General features: G+C 45.8%; 20 protein-coding genes. 19 read left to right on the top strand and 1 reads right to left on the bottom strand.

Annotation, left to right across the window (positions count from 1 at the left end):
* Nucleotides 1-67 precede the first annotated feature (67 nt).
* The 6 genes from trpS (at nucleotide 68) to ACOGW3_RS11400 (ending at nucleotide 5,303) form a co-directional block, all read left to right on the top strand.
* Entirely contained in the window at nucleotides 68-1,096 is a 1,029-nt protein-coding gene (gene trpS / locus ACOGW3_RS11425; RefSeq protein WP_419903089.1) for a tryptophan--tRNA ligase, read from the top strand.
* 330 nt (nucleotides 1,097-1,426) lie between these two features.
* A complete protein-coding gene (locus ACOGW3_RS11420) occupies nucleotides 1,427-2,341 on the top strand; it encodes a sulfite exporter TauE/SafE family protein (protein ID WP_419903088.1) in 915 nt (304 codons plus the stop codon).
* A gap of 2 nt (nucleotides 2,342-2,343) precedes the next feature.
* Nucleotides 2,344-3,108, top strand: a complete 765-nt coding sequence (locus ACOGW3_RS11415) for a TIGR02186 family protein (RefSeq protein ID WP_419903087.1) — start codon at nucleotides 2,344-2,346, stop codon at nucleotides 3,106-3,108.
* 4 nt (nucleotides 3,109-3,112) lie between these two features.
* Nucleotides 3,113-3,637, top strand: coding sequence for a universal stress protein (locus ACOGW3_RS11410; protein ID WP_419903086.1), 525 nt, complete (start codon nucleotides 3,113-3,115; stop codon nucleotides 3,635-3,637).
* 104 nt (nucleotides 3,638-3,741) lie between these two features.
* The gene (locus tag ACOGW3_RS11405; RefSeq protein ID WP_419903085.1) at nucleotides 3,742-4,305 is read left to right on the top strand and encodes a NifU family protein; all 564 of its coding nucleotides are present in this window, start codon (nucleotides 3,742-3,744) and stop codon (nucleotides 4,303-4,305) included.
* Nucleotides 4,306-4,406: 101 nt separating this feature from the next.
* Nucleotides 4,407-5,303 (top strand): glucosaminidase domain-containing protein, encoded by an 897-nt coding sequence (locus tag ACOGW3_RS11400; protein ID WP_419903084.1) that lies wholly within the window; start codon nucleotides 4,407-4,409, stop codon nucleotides 5,301-5,303.
* Nucleotides 5,304-5,361: 58 nt separating this feature from the next.
* On the opposite strand, the gene ACOGW3_RS11395 is transcribed toward ACOGW3_RS11400, so the two are convergent.
* Nucleotides 5,362-6,429, bottom strand: coding sequence for a polysaccharide deacetylase family protein (locus ACOGW3_RS11395; RefSeq protein ID WP_419903083.1), 1,068 nt, complete (start codon nucleotides 6,427-6,429; stop codon nucleotides 5,362-5,364).
* Between the two features lie 281 nt (nucleotides 6,430-6,710).
* Here ACOGW3_RS11395 and tsaB point away from each other — a divergent pair, with 281 nt between their 5' ends.
* From tsaB to metK, 13 genes are all read left to right on the top strand, one after another.
* Complete coding sequence (tsaB, locus tag ACOGW3_RS11390) at nucleotides 6,711-7,418, top strand: tRNA (adenosine(37)-N6)-threonylcarbamoyltransferase complex dimerization subunit type 1 TsaB (protein ID WP_419903082.1); 708 nt, start codon at nucleotides 6,711-6,713, stop codon at nucleotides 7,416-7,418.
* 6 nt (nucleotides 7,419-7,424) lie between these two features.
* Complete coding sequence (gene rimI / locus ACOGW3_RS11385; RefSeq protein ID WP_419903081.1) at nucleotides 7,425-7,898, top strand: ribosomal protein S18-alanine N-acetyltransferase; 474 nt, start codon at nucleotides 7,425-7,427, stop codon at nucleotides 7,896-7,898.
* 164 nt (nucleotides 7,899-8,062) lie between these two features.
* Nucleotides 8,063-8,476 (top strand): MucR family transcriptional regulator, encoded by a 414-nt coding sequence (locus ACOGW3_RS11380; protein ID WP_419903080.1) that lies wholly within the window; start codon nucleotides 8,063-8,065, stop codon nucleotides 8,474-8,476.
* Nucleotides 8,477-8,608: 132 nt separating this feature from the next.
* Nucleotides 8,609-9,031 carry a Fur family transcriptional regulator gene (locus ACOGW3_RS11375; RefSeq protein WP_419903079.1) on the top strand — a complete coding sequence of 141 codons (423 nt, stop codon included), beginning with the start codon at nucleotides 8,609-8,611 and terminating at the stop codon, nucleotides 9,029-9,031.
* Nucleotides 9,032-9,086: 55 nt separating this feature from the next.
* Nucleotides 9,087-9,905: a GNAT family N-acetyltransferase gene (locus tag ACOGW3_RS11370; RefSeq protein ID WP_419903078.1), complete on the top strand. Its 819-nt coding sequence runs from the start codon at nucleotides 9,087-9,089 to the stop codon at nucleotides 9,903-9,905.
* A 1-nt stretch (nucleotide 9,906) separates the two neighbouring features.
* Nucleotides 9,907-10,743 (top strand): lysophospholipid acyltransferase family protein, encoded by an 837-nt coding sequence (locus ACOGW3_RS11365; RefSeq protein WP_419903077.1) that lies wholly within the window; start codon nucleotides 9,907-9,909, stop codon nucleotides 10,741-10,743.
* Between the two features lie 62 nt (nucleotides 10,744-10,805).
* A complete protein-coding gene (miaB, locus tag ACOGW3_RS11360) occupies nucleotides 10,806-12,215 on the top strand; it encodes a tRNA (N6-isopentenyl adenosine(37)-C2)-methylthiotransferase MiaB (RefSeq protein ID WP_419903076.1) in 1,410 nt (469 codons plus the stop codon).
* An 83-nt stretch (nucleotides 12,216-12,298) separates the two neighbouring features.
* Nucleotides 12,299-13,261: a PhoH family protein gene (locus ACOGW3_RS11355; RefSeq protein WP_419904042.1), complete on the top strand. Its 963-nt coding sequence runs from the start codon at nucleotides 12,299-12,301 to the stop codon at nucleotides 13,259-13,261.
* Nucleotides 13,262-13,341: 80 nt separating this feature from the next.
* Nucleotides 13,342-13,923 carry an rRNA maturation RNase YbeY gene (gene ybeY / locus ACOGW3_RS11350; RefSeq protein ID WP_419903075.1) on the top strand — a complete coding sequence of 194 codons (582 nt, stop codon included), beginning with the start codon at nucleotides 13,342-13,344 and terminating at the stop codon, nucleotides 13,921-13,923.
* On the top strand, nucleotides 13,916-14,869 hold the full coding sequence (locus tag ACOGW3_RS11345) for a hemolysin family protein (protein ID WP_419903074.1): 954 nt from the start codon (nucleotides 13,916-13,918) through the stop codon (nucleotides 14,867-14,869). The genes ybeY and ACOGW3_RS11345 overlap by 8 nt, the downstream gene beginning before the upstream one ends.
* Before the next feature lie 6 nt (nucleotides 14,870-14,875).
* Nucleotides 14,876-16,495 (top strand): apolipoprotein N-acyltransferase, encoded by a 1,620-nt coding sequence (gene lnt / locus ACOGW3_RS11340; RefSeq protein WP_419903073.1) that lies wholly within the window; start codon nucleotides 14,876-14,878, stop codon nucleotides 16,493-16,495.
* 100 nt (nucleotides 16,496-16,595) lie between these two features.
* The gene (locus ACOGW3_RS11335) at nucleotides 16,596-17,078 is read left to right on the top strand and encodes a helix-turn-helix domain-containing protein (RefSeq protein ID WP_419903072.1); all 483 of its coding nucleotides are present in this window, start codon (nucleotides 16,596-16,598) and stop codon (nucleotides 17,076-17,078) included.
* Between the two features lie 203 nt (nucleotides 17,079-17,281).
* Nucleotides 17,282-18,454: a methionine adenosyltransferase gene (metK, locus tag ACOGW3_RS11330; protein WP_419903071.1), complete on the top strand. Its 1,173-nt coding sequence runs from the start codon at nucleotides 17,282-17,284 to the stop codon at nucleotides 18,452-18,454.
* The last annotated feature ends 16 nt before the right edge of the window (nucleotides 18,455-18,470 follow it).

The raw sequence follows: 18,470 nt of genomic DNA, 5'->3' as shown, positions 1-18,470 counted from the left end.
GTTGAAGGGCGATAAAGCCACCTCTAAAATTTTGTCTATAAAATCGCTATTGAACGGATCTTTTCCCATGAAGCGTATCTTCTCGGGCGTACAGCCTACAGGGAACCTACATCTTGGTAACTATCTTGGGGCTATTCGCAATTTTGTGCGCCTGCAAGACGATTATGAGTGCATATTCTGTGTTGTGGATATGCATGCCATTACTGTCTGGCAAGATCCAAAGCAATTAGTTGATAACACACGTGAAGTTGTTGCCTCTTATCTTGCAGCCGGCGTTGACCCTAAAAAGCATATCATTTTCAATCAGTCTCAGGTATCTGCTCACGCAGAACTCGGTTGGATTTTTAACTGCGTATCCCGGATTGGGTGGCTCAACCGCATGACGCAGTTCAAGGATAAAGCCGGTAAGAACCGTGAAAAGGCTTCGACAGGACTATACGTTTATCCAAACCTAATGGCCGCTGACATTTTGGCTTATAAAGCGACACACGTACCTGTTGGCGAAGACCAGAAGCAGCATCTTGAACTCACCCGTGATATTGCGATCAAGTTTAACAATGATTTCAATGTTGATTTGTTCCCGGTACCTGAGCCATTGATCTTTGGGGCGGCAACCAGAATCATGTCCTTGCGTGATGGCAGTAAGAAGATGAGTAAATCTGACCCTTCTGACTACAGTCGAATTACCATGATGGATGACGCTGATACCGTTGCCAAAAAAATTCGGAAAGCGACCAGTGATCAGCATCTGATTCCGGGTGCGGATATTTTGGATGAACATGGCGCTCTTCCTGCTGAGATTCGCAAAGAACGCCCGGAAGCTTTCAACCTGCTGTCCATTTTTGCAGCGCTGCAGGATCAAGAATTGTCTGATGTCCTGAACGAGTTTGAAGGCAAAGGTTTTGCTGATTTCAAAAAATCACTCACAGAAGTTGCGGTAACCAAGTTGGGCCCGATGGGTGAAGAGATGAAACGACTAATGGACGATAAATCTCATGTGGATGCTGTTCTAAAAGACGGCGCGGACCGTGCTGCGGCGCTTGCTGCGCCAGTTATGAAAGAAGTATTCAATGCTGTCGGGTTCCTTCGTCCATAGGGAAGGTAACTCCAGAATTAAAATACTCTGGTACCAAATTTGATTCTACTAAAGGCACTTAACTTCGGTTAGGTGCCTTTTTTAAATGCCTCTCGTAAGAGTAAGCTATGTGAGTAGGGCTTTTGGGGATCAATCAAAATTAAAATACCCTTAACCAGAAAGTTGAAATACAACAAAAAATTCGTAACTGCCCCCTTTTCCTTTTTGGCTAATAAGGCTAGATTCTTTATGGAGTGAGCTAATATAGATTCACAAAAAGGTTTATCGCCAAAACAGGGCCAAAATAGAGTAAAGCCATATGCAAACCTGCTGCACTAACGGCTGATCGAAATGCAAGTATACCTGCCGATCGCTGAAATATCCGTAGACATCATCCTCTTACTTGCGATGGGAGGTGGCGTTGGTTTGTTATCGGGGATATTTGGTGTAGGGGGCGGGTTCCTGATGACACCCCTACTGATATTTATTGGTGTTCCCCCGGCTGTGGCAGTCGCTACTCAAGCTAATAACGTTATTGCAGCCTCCGTTTCTGGTGTCTTCGCACACTGGCGTCGAGGAAATGTCGATTTTCTCATGGGCTGGATTTTGCTGGTTGGCGGTTTTATCGGATCAACAATTGGCGTTGGGCTTTTCACGTTTTTAAAAAGCTTGGGACAAATCGACCTCGTTATTAATTTATCTTATGTGGTTTTCCTTGGTACCATTGGCTTGCTGATGATGCTGGAAGGCTTAAAGGCTGTTTTCCGCAGACGCAGATCTGGCGGCGCTAGTCGCGGAAAGCTACATGAACATAACTGGTTTCATGGCTTGCCACTTAAAATCAGATTCCGAAAATCCCGTTTATACATTTCAGCTCTGCTTCCCTTTAGTATCGGCTTCTTTGTTGGTGTCCTCTCAGCCATTATGGGTGTTGGAGGCGGATTTATTCTCGTTCCAGCCATGATTTATTTACTGGGCATGCCGACAGCAATGGTCATTGGCACATCCCTTTTTCAGATTATCTTTGTTGCAGCGAACGTTACTTTTTTACAAGCAGCACAAAATCAGACCGTGGATGTTGTTCTCGCTCTTTTGCTTTTGGTGGGTTCCGTTCTAGGTGCGCAACTGGGCACCCGAATTGGGGCCAAGATGCAGGGGGATTGGCTCCGGTTACTTTTGGGTATTCTGGTTGTTATGGTTTGTGGAAAGCTCTTCCTTGACCTGCTTGTGACACCGGCAGACCTCTTTTCGTTGGAGGCAAACTAGTGATGTCTGCAATGGGTCGTTCTCTTTTCTGCTTAATGTCGATTTTAAGTGCTGCGTTCTTTTTGATTATTGCTGATCTAAAGCGCGCTGAAGCCATCGAAGCAGATCTATCAAGCCATCTGGTTGCAATCAGAGCTGATTTTTCTGGTGACCGGATTCAGTTATACGGCAGTATTAACACGCCGGGAGAAGTTCTGGTTGTCATGCGTGGGCCTGATACCGACTTCAAAATGCTCAGGAAAAGTCAGGTAGCCGGTATTTGGATGAATACGGCGTCGATGACCTTTGAAAAGGTACCAAGTTTTTATGCCATTGCTTCCACGGGCCCTTTAGAAGAGATCACGTCTTCAGCGACCCGTGCTCTCAATAATATTGGGTTTGATAATATCGGGCTAGATCTTCCTATCATTAAAGCTGCTGGTTCTTTGGCCAAGGAATGGAAAGATTCTTTAATTAGAAATTTAATGCGCTCTGGAAATTATCAGCTAGAGAGTGCTGAAATCATCTTTTTAGGTGAACATTTATTTAAAACTGAATTCGAATTACCCTCAAATGTACCAACGGGGACCTACTTTGTAAGTGTCTATCATTTGCGCAATGGCCAGATCGTTGATGCTCGGACGACTCCGCTTTCTGTTTCGAAGATTGGTGTAGAAGCCGAAATTTATGACTATGCACATCTCCATGGAGCGATGTATGGTGTCATTGCTATTTTTATTGCACTGATATCCGGCTGGATCGGTCATCTTGCTTTCCGTAAAGGGTAATACATTGAGTGAAATAGAATCGACAGATCAGGAAACTGAAGAAAGAATATGCAGAGATCACGGAGCTAAGGATCGTATCTTCCTTGTTGTCGTTGATGACAGTGATGAAATGCTACAGGCAATGCGGTTTGCTTGTCGGCGTGCCCTGCATACCGGGGGGCGAGTTGCGCTGCTTTATGTGATTGAGCCTGCCGAATTCAATCATTGGGCCGCTGTTGGCGATTTGATGCAAGAAGAAGCTCGTGCTGAAGCCGAGCGACTTATGCAGAAACTGGGCGAAGAAGTGCTTGAATATTCTGGGCAAATTCCGGTGCTTTATATGCGTGAAGGTGATCGTCGTGACGAGTTGGTTAAGCTCGTGAACGAAGACGATCAGATTTCGATTTTGGTGTTAGGGGCAAGTTCAGGATCGGGTGGTCCGGGGCCTCTATTAACAGCCCTAATGGGCAAACATATTGGCAAATTAAGGGTGCCTATTACGGTCGTACCTGACAACCTTGAGCCAGCTGAAATCGACGAAATTAGCTAACCAAACCCTGATATAATATATGTCTTGTCACTTGGGGCTTGAATGCGTACGACAAGATTACATATAAGAACAAGAACCTAACATCGATGTAAGACGAGCAAACTATGTTTATTCAGACAGAACAGACCCCTAATCCCGCTACTTTAAAGTTCCTTCCGGGATGTCCTGTCTTGGACGGTGGAACCGCTTTTTTTGAAGCTAAAGAAGCTGCTGGCAATTCACCGCTTGCTCAACGTCTCTTTGATGTTGAAGGCATTACCGGTGTGTTTTTTGGGGCAGATTTTATCACGATTACCAAATCTGAAGACAAAGAGTGGTATATCCTGAAGCCGTCTATTCTTGGCACGATTATGGAGCATTTCACTGCTGGCCGTCCTGTGATGGTTGATGGTGCGGAGAGCCTGTCAGGCCATGCGGAAGCAGCAGACGGGGACGATGATGAAGTTGTCTCTCAAATCAAAGAGCTCCTGGATACGCGGGTTCGTCCTGCCGTTGCTCAAGATGGTGGAGATATTGTTTTTCATGGATTTGAAAACGGTGTCGTTTTCCTTCGTATGCAAGGGGCCTGTGCAGGGTGCCCAAGTTCAACAGCGACTTTGAAAATGGGTATTGAAAATATGCTGAGGCATTACATTCCCGAAGTCACTGAAGTGCGGGCCAGCGAATAAACCTGTTAATTATTTCTGCTAAAGAAATGATCTCAAACGGGTCACACAAATATATCTCATTTAGTTTCTTTGCCCCGCTGTTCGCGTGGGCCTTGGTAATCGTGTTTCCAGCTTATCTGGCCTTCAATTTAATTCCTGGAAGTGTTGAGCCTGCCTTAACTGGGGTAGGTGCTCCGAGGCAACAGGCCAAAGAGGGTCTTGAACTTAAGTCTCGTAAGGACCTGGAGCTCTTATTCAGTAATGCAGATTATCTTCTGCCTCAAATACGATCCCACGGCCGAGACGTCCCTCGCATTTTTCTTCGCGGCCTTCCCGAGGATTTAAATGAAGAGAAGAATATTCAGCTTAAAAAGAGTCTTTTTATCCGGACTGTTCTTCCTCTTATTTTAAGTGTTAATGAAACGATCTTAGCAGACAGAAATAGAGTGATCGCAATTTCCAAAAGCTTGGAACGTGGTATTTCTGTGCCTGAAGAAGACATTGTCTGGCTTACGGAACTCTCCAAAAAATACGGTTTCACCTATAATGAGCCCAATAAGCTGCTTCTTAAATTGGATGTCATACCTGTAAGTTTAGCCTTAGCTCAATCTATTCAAGAAAGTGGCTGGGGCACGTCAAGATTTGCACGTGAGGGAAATGCTCTCTTTGGCCAACGGACCTGGTCAAGTGAGGGGAGCGGTATGGTCCCCGTTAAACGGGAAGATGGGGCTTCGTTTAAAGTAAAGAGTTTTGCCGGGCTGTTGGATTCTATTCAAGGCTATGCGCATAACCTAAATACAAACCGCTCTTATAAATATTTTAGAGCACGCCGAAAGGCGTTGAGAAGTAACAGCCATCCTCTAAATGGGTATGTTCTTGCCGGAACACTTCTCGCCTATTCTGAAGAAGCGGAAGAATATGTTGCCGCTATTCAGGCCGTTATCAAAACCAATCGATTGCAGGAATTTGATGGCGCAAAACTATCTGACGCTCGCAGCGGAAATGACCTAAGTTCCTGATTGAAAATCTAGATCGGCATTTTCTCTAGTTTTAGGGGAAATGGATCTTAGATCTTATTTACTTTGGAATAAAATACTGCTGGCCAAACCAACGCCAACGTCCATTGGGACCAGGCATCGTGCAGTTAATCCTTGCGCGCCCCGGTTTGTAGGCCGCTGAAATGCGTACCTCTACGCGACCAGCCCCTAATTGAAGAAGGGATAGATCGTTTTGAGAACTGTAGCAATTTAAGCCTCGATAAGTGCCGTCCTCTCTTGTTTTGATCTCTTCAGATATGGTGAAGCCAAAGGGGGGCGGATTGGTTGAACTGTTCAGCTTTAGATTCTCTGGTAAAATAGCAGAAACGGGCAGAGGTAAGCTATTAACCGCCAAGTTGAAGCGGTCCGAAGTTCCAAATCGATTGTTAAATGGAAACCTGGGAAGACGCATCAAGTCGTGTTGTCTGGATACGGCTCCAGAATGTTGACCGAAGGCAGCTTTAAAGCCCTTGGCGCGGATGATGTTGCTGAGTTGTTGGCTAATTTCACCGTAAGGATAGGCAAATAGGCTAGGCTGCTTGCCGAGTGCACGTCTAAATAGCTGATTTGCAGTATCTATATCAGTGTTTTGAGCCTCTAGGCTAAAATTAATAATATGGGTGTGTTGATGGCCATGATTTCCGATAGTAATGAGTGGGTCTGCCGATATTTCTCTTAACTGTGACCAGCTCATATAATCAGGAAGACCTTGTTCCACTGGTTGAGTGGAGGTGAAAACCGTGACTGGAAGGTTGGCATTTTTGAATTCAGGCCAGGCTTTTTTGTAAAAAGAAAGAAAAGCATCATCTATACTGATACCTACCGTTCTATCGGGAAGAGGCTTATTGTTTGAAATGGCGTCAACAATATCTGATAAAGGTAAAACGTTGTACGGGCCGCTTTTGAGCTCTTTTATATGAGCGCGCAATGTGTCCAGACTTGTATTGGTTGAAGTGTATTTTTGTTCATCGAACCGATGATACATGATCACCACGGCACCGTTGTTGGCTGTAAGTTCTTCAGCGAGAGTGGGCCTTTGTGAAAAGCCGACATTTAAGCTGAAAACCAACATTGAAAAAAGGAGTACGGAGAGAGTTTCTTTGATCATAATAGTATCAGTTCTTATTTGAATTTGGAGCCTTCTAGCTTTTTAAGCTATAGAACGAAAGCCATAAGCGAGGCATATTTTAAGTTTAAAGTGCAAATACAGCTATAAAGATATATAGCGACTTTAAGTTAACTGACTTGCCAAAACGTTTATGCTGATTGATTTTACAGGCAGAGTAGTCGCGATTGCCCTCGAACTGCTGGGTATCCTGATAGCTACTGTCTATCGAGGGTATACTAGCGTAATGCGCACTAACGTCGAAGAGAATAGATTGAGTTACTATGACATTTCCTGAAAAACCAACTTTACTTGGATTGGATACCGCTGGTTCATCTTGTTCTGTTGCCGTAATGAAAGGCGGCGAAGTTATTGCGACATGCCAGGAAGAAATGCGTAGGGGGCAATCCGAGCGTCTGTTGCCGATGGTTCAAGAGGTCTTGGATGAGACGGGTTTGGCGTTATTGGATATGGATGGATTTGCTGTAACAACGGGTCCTGGGGGGTTTACCGGGGTTCGTATTGGTCTCGCTGCTGCTCAGGGGTTTTCTCTGGCTTGTGGTAAGCCACTTGTTGGTGTGAGTAACTTTGATGTTTTAGCCAGATCTGTTCCTGAAAGTGAAAAACAGCAGGGGCAGGTGATAACAGTTTTGATTGATGCGAAGAGGGCGGATCTTTTTGTTCAGTGCTTTAGGCCCAACTTAAAGTCTTACTCTGAGGCATTCGCCGCTTCTCCTGATAAGATAGATTCTCTATTACCGGACGGGAATTTGTTATTGGTTGGCGATGGAGTTGATCAGGCAGTTGATTGTTTGCAGCTAAATGGGAGAGGTATTCAGGTCTCTGCCTGTAACCCCCGTGCTGAGGCACAATATCTGTTACTTCTTGCGCTTGAAAATAAACTGTTTGAAAGTGATCAGGGGCGCGTAAGTCCTCTTTATTTAAGGGCCCCTGATGTATCGTTGCCTAAAAATAAATCACCCGTGAGCTAATACCGGATGTCGGAAGCTGACTATAAAGCTAAATCTATTTTAGAAGCTGGTCTTGAGCATACAGAAGTGTTGGCTGAACTGCATGCACGTTCTTTCCCGGATGCAATGTGGGATGCGAACTCCATTTCTCAAATACTTTCACAAGTTCCAAATAATGGATTTATTTATTGTATTAAAGGCACGCCGATTGGCTTTGCTCTATGGCAGAATGTCGCCGGCGAGGCTGAAATCTTAACCATATGCATTGATCCTGAGTGGCGTGGTAATGGGTTTTCACGCCTATTAGTTGCTGAAATTGTGACTTATTTAAGTCAAAATCAAGTAAGTAAGTTATTCTTAGAGGTGGCTGAAGACAATATTGCTGCAATTTCCCTTTATTCAAATGTAGGTTTTAAAGAAATAGGGCGACGTAAAAAATATTATCATAAACCCTGTGGTAATTTAGTTGATGCGCTGGTTATGCAACTAGATATTACATGAAAATGCAAAATTTTAGTTTCTATGACTGTATATCTTACTCTCTGTAAGTTTTCACTCTTGGAAATTAGTGGAAATGACTTTAATTCGAATTTGAGTATGCTATAAAGCAAGTAATCATTCTTTAAAGTTGAAGATAACCTTATATTTTGAAAGAACAGTCATTTATGTCTGAAGAAAAATCCTCATTAGAGCTCGTGGATCTCACAACACGCCTCGTATCGGCGCATGTTGCCAATAACTCTGTTGCCATGGCTGATTTGCCTCAGCTTATTCGTGAGGTTTATGGAACGCTATCCTCACTTGGCCAGGAAGAGAAAAAAGAGCCTGAGCGCCCAGTTCCTGTTGTTTCTGTTAAAAAATCGATCACACCCGAATTCATCATTTGTTTGGAAGACGGTAAGAAGCTGAAGATGCTGAAAAGGCATTTAAAGACCGCTTACAATATGACGCCAGAGGAATATCGTGAACGTTGGAACTTGCCTCAGGATTACCCAATGGTTGCGCCAAATTATGCTAAGCAACGCAGTTCTCTTGCTAAGCAAATAGGACTTGGAACCCGCGCAAATAGAACCAAATAAGGCATCTATTATTTTGTTTTAATTGACTATAAAAAATGCGCTACGGGTATTTGCTCCGTAGCGCGTTTCTGTGTACATTAGAATTATTCAAAATTAGATTACCGTTGCATTAACCACGATTTCAGGATTGTCATGACATCAAAATTGGAAGTTCTTTGTGCCGAAAGAGGGCTAAAAATGACGGAACAGCGCCGTGTTATTGCGCGGGTTCTATCAGATGCAATCGATCATCCCGATGTAGAGCAGGTATATCATCGGGCTTCTAAACTTGATTCTAAAATATCAATTGCGACAGTTTACCGTACTGTAAAGTTATTTGAAGAAGCTGAGATACTCGAACGCCATGATTTTGGTGACGGGAGGTCCCGTTACGAGGAAGCGACGGAACAGGCCCATGATCATTTGATTGATGTTAATTCAGGAGATGTGCTTGAATTTACCGATGCCGAAATCCATTCTCTTCTTTCGAAAATGGCAGAAAAACTCGGTTATCGTCTGGTTGATCACCGGTTAGAGATTTATGCGGTTCGCGAAGGCTGCAGTGCAATAAAATAGACACAATTATCTGGCAAAGTCCTCGCCATGTTTAATATTAAGGAACATGCTGAGTATGATTGAAGGTGCGAAGCGGCCCGTGGATGTAACTGCGGGTTCTCTGACGATAAGATTGGCAGAGACCGAACAGGAAGTTCTTGCTGCACAAAGATTACGGTATGATATTTTCTACCGTGAGAATTCTGCACAGCCAACACTTGAAATGGAATCCAGTGGTCGAGATTTCGACAGTTTTGATTCATTTTGTGATCATCTTCTCGTTTTTGATAAAGAGCTTGGCGAGGGGCCTGAAGCCGTCGTTGGCACTTATCGTGTGATGCGCAGGGAAGGTGCAAAGGCACGGGGGCAGTTTTATTCAGTAGATGAATTTGATCTGAAAAGACTGCTCGATTTTAAAGGTGAAATCCTTGAACTAGGCCGTTCATGCATTAATGCGAATTATCGACGCGGTTCTACCATGCAGCTGTTGTGGCGGGGGATTGCACAGTACGTCTTTCATTTTGATATCAAATATATGTTTGGCTGTGCGAGCTTACAGGGAATTGATCCTGATCAGCTAAAGCTACCGCTCTCTTATTTGTATCACAATCATCTTGCTGATCCTGAGATTTGTCCAAAAGCACTTCCCGATAGATATAGTTCAATGAATCTGATGTCTGCAGATAAAGTCGATCCACGGATTGCTTTGAGGGAGCTTCCTCCCTTGATTAAAGGGTATTTACGTTTAGGCGGTGTAGTGGGGGATGGTGCGGTAGTTGACGAGCAATTTGGCACGACGGATGTTTGTGTGATTGTTGAAACCAGCGGGGTCACTGACAAATATCTTAAGCATTACAAGCGTGAAGTGGATTCTGCTGCGAAGCAGGTGGCTTGAAATGTCAGATATCACCGTAGCATCAGGATTAGGCTCTAACTTCAGGGCTTTTTATAGGCTTTTGGCCTACCTGAGTTTTACGTTGAGCCTCATTCCCCTCCAAATGTTGTTACTTTTATTACGATTGCCCGGGCGTTATAGATTGCCGCTTTGGTATCATGGGGCGACCTGTTTTCTTACCGGTATTAAAGTTGTTACTCGAGGCAAAAGGTGCTCTAGGCGTCCAACACTATTTGTCTCTAACCATGTGTCGTACCTGGATATTTCTGTTTTAGGCAGTTTGATTGATGGTCACTTCGTTGCTAAGTCTGAAGTCGGGAGCTGGCCACTCTTTGGCGTTCTAGCCAAGCTTTCAGGTACCGTTTTCATTCAGCGTCGAAGACATAAATCCAAAGAGAGCGGTGCAAATATGGCGCGACGGCTGGGAGATGGGCGAGACCTCATTCTTTTCCCGGAGGGAACATCGAGCGATGGAACGCGTGTTTTACCTTTTAAATCTGCCCTCTTCTCTGTCGCTCAAGTCGCTGAGGGCGATAGCCCCTTGATGGTTCAGCCAATCTCCATTACATACACCCGGTTGGATGGTATGCCCATAGGGCGTTTATGGCGCCCTTTTTATGCCTGGTACGGGGATATGGAATTACCTGGTCATTTGTGGCACGCGCTAGCAATGGGTACTTTGACTGTTGAGGTCGAGTTTCTTGAGCCAGTAGAAGCAAAATCTTTAGCTAACCGGAAAGATATGGCGGCACACTGCCATGGGTTGGTTTCAAGGGGAGTTTCCAGTGCACTTTCTGGATCACAATCACAGATGGCTTCTAATCCCAACAAATGGTAATTTAACATGATGTTGTGACGGGATTATTTTTGTACGCAACATTAGGCTGAGTTGGTAATCAAGTGGCTAAAAAACTTTATATCAAGACCTATGGCTGTCAGATGAATGTGTACGACACGGTTCGTATGACAGATGTGTTGGCTCCTTTGGGATACGAAACCACTGACCGCCCAGACGGGGCGGACATGGTCATCCTTAATACCTGCCATATCCGGGAAAAGGCTTCAGAGAAGGTATTTTCTGAACTTGGTCAACTCCGCAAGTTGAGAGACCGCCGCGAATCCGAGGGTGGGGATCGGATGCTGATAGGTGTTGCGGGATGTGTCGCCCAGGCTGAAGGAGAAGAGATACTTCGCCGGGCTAAGCACGTTGATATGGTTTTTGGTCCACAAACCTACCATCGCTTGCCAGAGATGGTTGCAGAGGCTCTTGGAAATACCAGCGGTCGGGGCATATCGGATACGGATTTTCCGGTTGAATCAAAATTCGATTTTTTACCCGAGGAAAGTCAGGCACACGGATCTTCGGCCTTTTTATCCGTTCAAGAAGGGTGTGATAAATTCTGCACCTTCTGTGTTGTCCCTTATACGCGCGGTGCTGAATTTTCTCGGCCGGTAACTGCAATCGTAGATGAAGCTAGGAGATTGGTAGCAAACGGCTCTCGTGAAATCACCTTGCTTGGACAAAATGTAAATGGTTTCCACGGCGAAGGACCTGATGGCAAGTCTTGGCGCCTTGGTCGCCTCCTCCGTGAGCTAGCTGAGGTCGATGGAATAGAGCGCTTGCGCTACATAACTTCGCATCCAAATGATATGGATGATGAGCTTATCCAAACTCACCGTGATCTTTCAGAACTGATGCCTTATTTGCATCTCCCAATTCAAAGCGGCTCTGATCGTATCTTGGAGATGATGAATAGGAAACACACAGGGGATGACTATCGACGTGTCATCGGTAAGCTCCGTGATGCTTGCCCTGAACTCGCTCTATCTTCTGATTTTATTATTGGATTTCCTGGCGAAACTGATCAAGATTTTGCTGATACACTTCGCTTGGTTACAGACATCAATTATGCTCAGGCTTATTCTTTTAAGTATAGCCCGCGCCCAGGTACGCCTGCTGCTGGAATTGATGCCCAGGTTCCTGAAGATGTTAAATCCAAACGTCTTGCTATGTTGCAAGAGCTTCTAAACGCTCAACAAATTTCGTTTAATCAGAGTATGGTTGGTAAAACTCTATCTGTCTTGGTTGAGCGTAAGGGGCGTGAAGAAGGGCAGTTGGGGGGGCGTAGCCCCTATATGCAATCCGTATTTATTCAGGCGCCAGAACGCTTGATGGGACAGATCGTTGATGTCAGAATCGAAACCGCAAGGCCAAATTCATTAACCGGATCTGTCGTAACAGGTGACTTTGGTGTTTTGGACGCGCATAATGGTGATGACGCAATAACCGCTATGGAGGCACGCATTTGACAGCCAGAGCTCGCAACGGACAAGCCGCCCGTGGTGCACGGCAGAATAAGTTACTAGAATTTGATGATAATAGTCTTCTCCCCATGTTGTATGGTGAGCATGATCAGCATCTAGTTCGCCTGGAACAGCACCTTGGAGTAGATCTCGCATCGCGAGGAAATCAGGTTTCAATCAGCGGTAATAAAGATTCCGTTGCGACAGCAAAAGTTGTCTTGAAGGCCTTGTACGAGCGTCTGCAAAAAGGCTTGGATGTCGGGGATGGCGAGGTTGATGCTGTCGTTCGAATGGCCCAAGTGACGCCGGACTTTGAAGAGGCGGAGAAGGCGGTGGAAACCACCCATGGTGACGAGCTTGCAATTGTTACTCGCAAACGTCGTCTGAACCCCCGCTCACCTGGGCAAGCCGATTATATCAAAGCAATGCAGCGCCATGAGTTGGTGTTTGGTGTCGGGCCTGCTGGTACGGGTAAAACCTATATGGCTGTTGCTTATGGGGTTTCGCTTTTACTCAATGGTGAAGTCGAACGCATTATTCTTTCCCGACCCGCGGTTGAGGCCGGTGAAAGACTGGGTTTTCTTCCTGGTGATATGAAGGATAAGGTCGATCCTTATCTCAGGCCCCTATATGATGCCTTGCACGATATGCTGCCATCTGATCAGGTCCTTAGTCGCTTGGAAAATGGCGAAATTGAAATCGCCCCTTTGGCCTTTATGCGGGGGCGCACACTTTCAAATGCCTTTGTTATTCTCGATGAGGCTCAGAACACTACGCCTGTGCAAATGAAGATGTTTTTAACGCGTCTGGGTGAGCGCAGCAGAATGGTTGTTACTGGTGATTTGTCCCAGGTGGATCTTCCTAATGGGCAGCCATCGGGATTGAGAGATGCTTCCGAGACGCTTGCTAAACTTGAAGAGGTCGGGTTTGTGCAGTTCGCGCATGCAGATATTGTGCGCCACGAACTCGTGACAAAAATCGTTCGAGCCTACGATAACCGCTCTAATTCAAATAAGGGCGTGGCCAAAGAACGTGATTTTTTTGATGGCTGATTCGCCTGATTTGACAAAATGCATAGGTTCTAACGGTGTCTGACTTAATAATGACAGAGGCTATGGAGCGCTCTCTCGATTTGGATAACGAAGCCTTTTCTGCGATAGGGCTCGAAATCGGTGTTGAAACACGCGACGCACTTTGGCCTAAAGATTTGCCGCATAATCGCGCTCTAATCCACAGGGCCGTTTTATTGGGGTATGTTCTTGGTGGCTTCTCCTCGGAAGCTTCTAGTGTTGAAACCTCTTCTATTTCAGAGACAGAATTGTCTGTTGTGCTTTCAAATGACGCTGATGTTCAAAAACTAAATTTTGAATATCGGGGGAAAGACAAACCGACAAACGTGCTGTCGTTTTCTACGCTGGATGACCCTTCTGAAGAAAAATTGGCTCATCAAAGAGGTGTTTTATCTCTTGGAGACATTGTTTTATCACGCGAGACCTTGATCCGCGAAGCAAAAGAGCAATCTAAAAGGCTTGAAGATCACTTTACTCATCTGTTGGTGCATGGAGTCCTGCACTTATTGGGCTATGATCACTTGTCGGATGATGAAGCATTGGAAATGGAAAGTCTTGAGGTCGAAATATTGAGCAGGCTCGGTGTAGAAAATCCCTATGAGCTGGATGGCGATAGGCTCCTAAAGGGAGCTATTGATGAGTGAAATATCTGGCAACAGTAAAGTGCTGCGTGATCAGGATGCAGAGGCATCATCACGCGGCGGAATATGGAATTGGATAACCCGTAGCCTGGGTCTCAAAAATGGTGACTCTTCTGTTCGTGAAACTATGGAAGAGATCATTGATGAGATTGAGGGGAGCGAGGATGAGGCTGAATCTTCTACCCCTATCGGTGCAGATGAAAAGATGATGCTGGGGAATATCCTCAAGCTTCGACATCTTGCCTGTTCTGATGTGATGGTTCCTAGGGCAGACATTGTCGCTGTAGATATCGACACATCTATTGGTGATCTCATTGATATGATGAGCGAGGCTGGTCATTCCAGACTGCCTGTTTATCGAGAGACACTCGATGATGTCGTTGGTATGGTACACATCAAAGATGTTTTGGAGTATTCCAAGGGAGCAAGAAACCCTAATCTTGCCAGTATTGTTCGACGCGTTTTGATTATTGCGCCGTCAATGCGCGCGATTGATTTGCTCTTGGAAATGCGCATGTCGCGGGTCCACATGGCCTTAATTGTTGATGAGTACGGTGGAATTGATGGGCTTGTCACCATTGAGGATCTTGTTGAAGAGATCGTCGGTGAAATCGAAGACGAGCATGATACTGATGAGGGGCCGCGGCTCTATCCTAGGCCTGACGGTTCCTATATCGCTGATGCACGTTGCCAAATCGAAGAGCTAGAAGCAAAAATCGGGGCAATTCTAGAAGATGATGAGCGCGAGGAAGATATCGATACTCTGGGTGGGGTTGTCTTTTGGCTTGCTGATAGAGTACCTGCGCGTGGTGAATTGATAGAACACGAAGGCACGGGAATTATTTTTGAAATTCTTGAGGCGGACCCACGACGGATTAAACGCTTACGAATATGGAAGAGCGGGGCTGTTAAGGCCGAGGAAAAAGCTGAAGAACAAGTCGAGGATTAGTTCGCGATGATTTTGGGGCGGAGTCTTGCTGGCTTATATGGTCTGAGTGTAAAGCTGCGTGCTCTAACGGGGTGGCAGCGTTATGTCGTTGCGGCGTCTCTTGGAGCTGTATCAGCTACGGCCTTTGCGCCTTTGTTTCTTATTCCTCTCTTGGTTCCGGCCTTTACGGGATTACTTTGGCTGTTTCAAGGGGCGGAAAGTCCTAAGAAAGCTGCATTCATAGGTTGGGCCTTTGGTGTCGGCCATTTTGCCATTGGGTTGTATTGGGTCGGTTCCGCTTTCCTTGTTAACAGTGCGCGGCATGCCTGGATGATGCCTTTTGCCATCCTGGGTCTGGCTGTTGGCATGGGCCTGTTTCATTGTCTGGTGGGGTATCTTCTTGCCCGGCTAAAGTTTCGTGGAATTGATCGGCTTATTGCTTTTGTCGCCATATGGTTGGCGGTCGAGTGGCTGCGCTCCTGGATATTTACTGGATTTCCCTGGAATTTAATCGGAGCTGTTTGGACCTTTTCTGATTCCATGTTGCAACTCGCAAGCGTAACGGGAGTTTGGGGCTTAAGTGTCCTCACTCTTTTTGCTGCAGCAGCTCCCGCAGTTTTGTTTTCAGGAAATGATCTCAATCTTTCAGAGATGAAGCGACGGGTTGCGTTTGTATTCTTTGCTCTTTCTCTCCCTCTTTTTGTCTGGGGTGGCGGCGCCTTGCGCCTGGGGATGTTATCTCCTGAGGCTGAATCCTTTGTGGAAAATGTGAACCTAAGGTTGGTGCAGCCAAATATCCCGCAAGCAGACAAATGGAAGCCCAAGTTAAGGGAAGGTCATGTCGACAAACAGATGAGCATGAGTGTGAGTGAGGGGTTTAAGGATATAACTCATGTGATTTGGCCAGAAACAGCCGTCCCGTTTCTATTGTCCTCTGTCAAAGCGTTGCGAACCAAGATAGCTCGGGTGGTGCCTCCCCCAGGGTTTTTAATTACCGGGGCGCCGAGAATTGAAGAAAAAGTACTACCCGATGGTGGTGGAATTGAGCGCAAGTTTAAAAATTCTGTACATGTCTTGAATCGAAGCGGGGATATCGTTGGGACTTACGATAAGTTTCATTTGGTTCCCTTTGGGGAGTATGCGCCTTTGCGAGACTGGCTGCCTTTTATTGAAAAGCTAACGGCAGGGAGCTCTGATTTCTCACCTGGGCCTGGTCCTCTCACGATGTCTTTACCAGGGGTGCCGCCGATGAGTGCCCTGGTTTGTTATGAAATTATATTTCCTGGTGCTGTCGTTGATGCGTTTAACCGCCCTGAGTGGATACTGAATTTAACAAACGATGGGTGGTTTGGCATTTCAAGTGGTCCTTATCAGCATCTTGGGATGGCACAACTCAGAGCTGTTGAAGAGGGGATTCCTGTAATTCGAGTTGCCAACACTGGGATCTCTGCCTCGATAGATGCCTATGGAAGAGTGGTTGAAAGTGTTGAATTGGGCGTGGCTGGAATTTTGGATACAGGCCTTCCAAAGAAAACACCCTCAAGTACTGTATTTTCTAGGATTGGGAATTTTTCAGTGCTTTTTCTGATGGTTTTGATGTTGCTACCACTGGTAATCAAATCTAAAAACCGTGTAAAACTAAAATAAATACACTTTTTTGCATAAATAAGTTGACGGCATACGATCGTATGCATAACTATACTCGTATAGATGGTTGCTTGTGTGTGTAGTTAGAGAGAGTAATATTATGGGACGAGTACAAGAAAATGTACCAGTGCGTGGTAAGGGTAAACCTAACCCAGTAGATGTTCATGTTGGTAGCCGTGTGCGATTGCGCCGGACTCTTCTTGGTATGAGCCAGGAAAAATTAGGTGAAGCTATCGGGCTTACTTTTCAGCAGGTTCAAAAATATGAACGCGGTGCAAACCGTGTCGGTGCGAGCCGGCTTTATGATCTTGCGCGTGTATTGGAAGTGCCTGTTGGCTACTTCTTTGCGGATATGCCAGATGAGGTGGCTTCACAATCTCCAGTGCGCCTACGTGAAATGAGTGAAGAAAAAGTTGATACTTTTGTTCATGAAGCGGATCCGATGGCGAAGCGCGAAACTCTTGAGTTGGTACGTGCTTATTATAAAATCGTTGATCCTCATGTACGGAAGCGTCTTTTCGAAATGACGAAGGCACTTGGTACCGCTGCGGAAGCTTCATCTAGCGATGTTGCTGCAGAATAAATTCTTTAAATAGAGTTTTCTAAACGGTTAACCGTCACTTTCTTGCGAATTTGACATTTAACCGTTGCATAATAGGGCGCGATCGGGCATTGCTGGTCGCGCTTTTTGCATTTTACTTTGCAATTGATCTGACATGGGTCGCATATCGTTTTAATCCGGTGTCTTGATCAAGCATTTCATAATTTTTATAGGAAGGGGTTGTCGTGCGACTTGGCAGCTATCTTTTCACAAGCGAGTCCGTGTCTGAAGGACACCCTGACAAAGTTTGTGATCGAGTATCAGATTCAATTGTAGATCTTTATCTCTCTCATGACCCGCAATCACGTATTGCCGTCGAGACACTGGCGACTACAAACCGTATTGTTTTGGCCGGTGAAGTGCGTGGCCCTGCTGAGGTGACTCCTGAAGTTATCGAAGAAGTAGCGCGCCAGGCTGTTCGTGACATTGGTTATGAGCAAGACGGGTTCCATTGGCAAAATATGGAAGTCCAGAACTACATTCACGAGCAGTCAGTGGATATTGCTCAGGGCGTTGATGCCGCAGGCAATAAAGACGAAGGCGCTGGTGATCAGGGCATTATGTTTGGGTATGCCTGTCGGGAAACCGAAGGTTTTATGCCTGCGCCGATCTACTTGTCTCATAATATTTTGCGATCACTCGCAGATGTGCGTCATTCTGGTGAAGAGCTAGGACTGGGCCCTGATGCGAAGAGTCAGGTAACTCTTGAATACGTGGATGGACAGCCGGTTCGCGCGTCATCCATCGTTGTTTCTACCCAGCATGCCGAAGGTGTTTCTCCTGAAGAAATTCGCGAGATCGTTCGTCGCCATGTTGTTAAAGAAATTCCTGAAGGCTGGATGTGCCCTGAAGAAGAATTTTACGTAAACCCAACAGGTCGATTTGTTATCGGTGGTCCTGATGGGGACGCTGGCCTTACCGGGCGTAAGATTATTGTTGATACCTATGGTGGGGCTGCGCCTCACGGTGGTGGCGCTTTCTCTGGTAAAGACCCGACCAAGGTGGATCGTTCTGCGGCATATGCTGCACGCTATCTGGCGAAGAATGTTGTTGGTGCTGGCCTTGCTGAACGTTGCACTATTCAGGTTTCATACGCGATCGGTGTCTCCAAGCCATTGTCTCTGTTCGTGAATACTCATGGCACGGGCCAGGTTGATGAGCAGAAACTCCCAAGTATCCTTATGGATATTATGGATCTTTCTCCTCGCGGTATCAGAGAGCATCTGAATTTGAACCGACCGATTTATGCGCGGACTGCTGCGTATGGACATTTTGGTCGTCGTCCAGAAGATGATGGTGGCTTCTCGTGGGAGCGCCTGGATCTTGTTGATGGTCTTAAATCAGCTTTTAATCTGTAAAAGCTGTTATCAGTAG

The organism is Kiloniella sp. (assembly GCF_965205715.1).
In the GTDB taxonomy this organism is placed as follows: domain Bacteria; phylum Pseudomonadota; class Alphaproteobacteria; order Kiloniellales; family Kiloniellaceae; genus Kiloniella.
Note: the sequence above shows the minus strand (reverse complement) of the source record. Positions and strands in the feature narration are given on the sequence as shown.

Bases quoted from the DNA above. Each gene is read 5' to 3' on its own strand.
- trpS (WP_419903089.1), top strand. From the start codon at position 68: ATGAAGCGTATCTTCTCGGGCGTACAGCCTACAGGGAACCTACATCTT.
- ACOGW3_RS11420 (WP_419903088.1), top strand. From the start codon at position 1,427: ATGCAAGTATACCTGCCGATCGCTGAAATATCCGTAGACATCATCCTC.
- ACOGW3_RS11415 (WP_419903087.1), top strand. From the start codon at position 2,344: ATGTCTGCAATGGGTCGTTCTCTTTTCTGCTTAATGTCGATTTTAAGT.
- ACOGW3_RS11405 (WP_419903085.1), top strand. From the start codon at position 3,742: ATGTTTATTCAGACAGAACAGACCCCTAATCCCGCTACTTTAAAGTTC.
- ACOGW3_RS11395 (WP_419903083.1), bottom strand. From the start codon at position 6,429: ATGATCAAAGAAACTCTCTCCGTACTCCTTTTTTCAATGTTGGTTTTC.
- tsaB (WP_419903082.1), top strand. From the start codon at position 6,711: ATGACATTTCCTGAAAAACCAACTTTACTTGGATTGGATACCGCTGGT.
- rimI (WP_419903081.1), top strand. From the start codon at position 7,425: ATGTCGGAAGCTGACTATAAAGCTAAATCTATTTTAGAAGCTGGTCTT.
- ACOGW3_RS11380 (WP_419903080.1), top strand. From the start codon at position 8,063: ATGTCTGAAGAAAAATCCTCATTAGAGCTCGTGGATCTCACAACACGC.
- ACOGW3_RS11375 (WP_419903079.1), top strand. From the start codon at position 8,609: ATGACATCAAAATTGGAAGTTCTTTGTGCCGAAAGAGGGCTAAAAATG.
- ACOGW3_RS11370 (WP_419903078.1), top strand. From the start codon at position 9,087: ATGATTGAAGGTGCGAAGCGGCCCGTGGATGTAACTGCGGGTTCTCTG.
- ACOGW3_RS11365 (WP_419903077.1), top strand. From the start codon at position 9,907: ATGTCAGATATCACCGTAGCATCAGGATTAGGCTCTAACTTCAGGGCT.
- ACOGW3_RS11355 (WP_419904042.1), top strand. From the start codon at position 12,299: ATGTTGTATGGTGAGCATGATCAGCATCTAGTTCGCCTGGAACAGCAC.
- ACOGW3_RS11345 (WP_419903074.1), top strand. From the start codon at position 13,916: ATGAGTGAAATATCTGGCAACAGTAAAGTGCTGCGTGATCAGGATGCA.
- lnt (WP_419903073.1), top strand. From the start codon at position 14,876: ATGATTTTGGGGCGGAGTCTTGCTGGCTTATATGGTCTGAGTGTAAAG.
- ACOGW3_RS11335 (WP_419903072.1), top strand. From the start codon at position 16,596: ATGGGACGAGTACAAGAAAATGTACCAGTGCGTGGTAAGGGTAAACCT.